Genomic DNA, 2,195 nt, shown 5'->3' with positions numbered 1-2,195 from the left:
TTAACCCAAGTTTAACGGGCATAATTATTTTTCATAAATTTTCAGTGTGTTTTGAGGGTTTCAGGTTTGCTAAGTACTTAATAATCAGCCGTAGCGTTTTCTGAATACGGGCTAAATCTGATTTGTAGGACACCAGCATATCAATTTTTTTTTGTTACTTTGCACCTATGCACGCAAATGTACAGACACGTTTTAATCCGGCAACTGGTGAAAAGGCTCTTTATTATAGACTAAAAGAGTCATATCGTGACGTGGCTGGACACGTACATTCGCTCATCTTGCTCAATATTGGTTTTGAACCTTCTCTCACAGCCTTGCAGGTGAGAAGAATTGCTTTTGCACTTACAGAGCATTTTAACCCAAATTGTCTTTCCCTAGAAAAAGTTGACTCGCAAAATCAACAATTATGTGGAAGTACAATTGTGAGAAACGTAACAAGTATTACGATGAAGTAATTCGTCTTTATACCCAAGAGGGTTTGGGGCGCACAAAAATTTCTCGAATCATTCCTGTTGGAGAGACAACAATTTCAAGATGGATTCGTAACTTTGCAAGTGAAAACCAAGTCAAAGTCATTATGAAACGTCGAACATTCATCCATTCTGGAACTCCTATTGCAGATGCCGAGAATACAGAGATCAAAGACTTGCAGGCAGAGATTGCACGTTTGAAGAAGGAACTGACTCACGAATCACTTCGTGCTGATGCTTTCAACGAGTTGATTAACGTTGCAGAGAAGCAGTTCAACATTTCCATCCGAAAAAAAGCTGGCGCCAAACAGTAAAGAACCTGCATGCAGAAGACTCTCGCCGTTATCAGATAGAGAGTCTCTGCAAGCTGTTTGGCTTCACGAAGCAGGCTTATTACAAGTATGACGAGAACCGTCTTCTTGAGAGGATTGCAAGTGAGGAGTTTGCCGTGTCCTACATCAAAGAAATCCGTAAGAAGGATCCGGGTATAGGCGGAAGCAAGCTGTGGTATATGTATCGCAAAAGCTTTGAAGGCAATCATCCGCTCGGACGTGACCGGTTTGCTGACATTGTCGACAAGTATGGCTTGAAGGTCCGCCTAAAGATGCGTAAACCACGCACGACAGACTCTACCCATGGTCTCTCCGTGTTCCCCAATCTAATAAAGGAATATATACCTCTGGCACCTGATCGTCTCTGGGTAAGTGACATCACGTATATGACAATATGGACAGACGCAGAGCATTACAGCTTCTGCTATCTGTCATTAATCCTTGATGCCTATAGCGAGGAGATAGTCGGCTGGTGTGTCGGTGAGACGCTTGATGCGGTATATCCCATCAAGGCTCTTGAGATGGCACTTTGCAGGATTGCAGATGTTTCCAAAGAAGACGTAAACCTCATCCATCACTCCGACAGAGGATGCCAGTATGCTAGCGCCAAGTACGTGGCAATCCTGAAGGAGCACGGGATCCGGATAAGCATGACCGAGGGCGGAGACCCCAAGGACAATGCTCAGGCAGAGAGAATCAACAACACGATGAAGAATGAACTACTCAGGGGAATGACATTCCGTAATATCGATGAAGTTACCCAGGCTGTCTCATCTGCGGTACGGTTCTACAACGAAGAACGTCCACACATGAGTATCGATATGATGACACCCAAAGAAGCTGCTTTATGTGTGGGTGAAATTACTAAGAGATGGACAAGTTTTAGGGAGATTCATATAAAAGAGAATCAAAGTTTTTGTATAATCCCTGAGAATGGTTTACCTTTGCAGCCATGCCCAGGGTTGACTTCCGGGCTACGCCCTCCAGTCAACCCTGGGCAGTTATAAGAATGACTCTGTCAACAAATATCAGTGATAAGGATCAATAGTCAACTATAATCAGTTTTAATGTTTAACTGAGTCAACTTTATCAAGACTTAAGACAAGCAAGTAGTCAACCAAAATCAGGAAACTACAAATCGGTCGTTAGACTTCTTCGAGATTTGCGAGCTTATTTTGAGCTATTTTTGGTTGTTTTTGAAGACGTTTAGCGAGCTAAACAACTGAAAAGTAAGCATCCAATATTAGCCGCCTTTGTGTAACATTCTTGCTTTACTACCTTTGCCCGAAAAACTTATGTTTGTACTCAATGAAACAAATGTTTTTCGGGTTTGTTGCACTCCTGTGGACATGCGTCAGGGTATTCTTCGCCTGTCCCAATTGGTACGCAGCAA

The 2,195-nt window shown here is 42.8% G+C and carries 2 protein-coding genes and 1 pseudogene; all 3 read left to right on the top strand.

Annotated elements, in window-relative coordinates; all coding sequences use genetic code 11:
• Positions 1–167: 167 nt before the first annotated feature.
• Positions 168–356: pseudogene (locus CZ367_RS16340) on the top strand (IS1634 family transposase); the annotation flags it as partial.
• Between the two features lie 50 nt (positions 357–406).
• Complete coding sequence (locus CZ367_RS13665; RefSeq protein ID WP_077197487.1) at positions 407–784, top strand: transposase; 378 nt, start codon at positions 407–409, stop codon at positions 782–784.
• Positions 785–789: 5 nt separating this feature from the next.
• Complete coding sequence (locus tag CZ367_RS13660) at positions 790–1,809, top strand: IS3 family transposase (RefSeq protein WP_144006043.1); 1,020 nt, start codon at positions 790–792, stop codon at positions 1,807–1,809.
• Positions 1,810–2,195: the final 386 nt, after the last annotated feature.

Source organism: Prevotella ihumii (assembly GCF_900155655.1).
Lineage (GTDB): Bacteria > Bacteroidota > Bacteroidia > Bacteroidales > Bacteroidaceae > Prevotella > Prevotella ihumii.
Note: the sequence above shows the minus strand (reverse complement) of the source record. Positions and strands in the feature narration are given on the sequence as shown.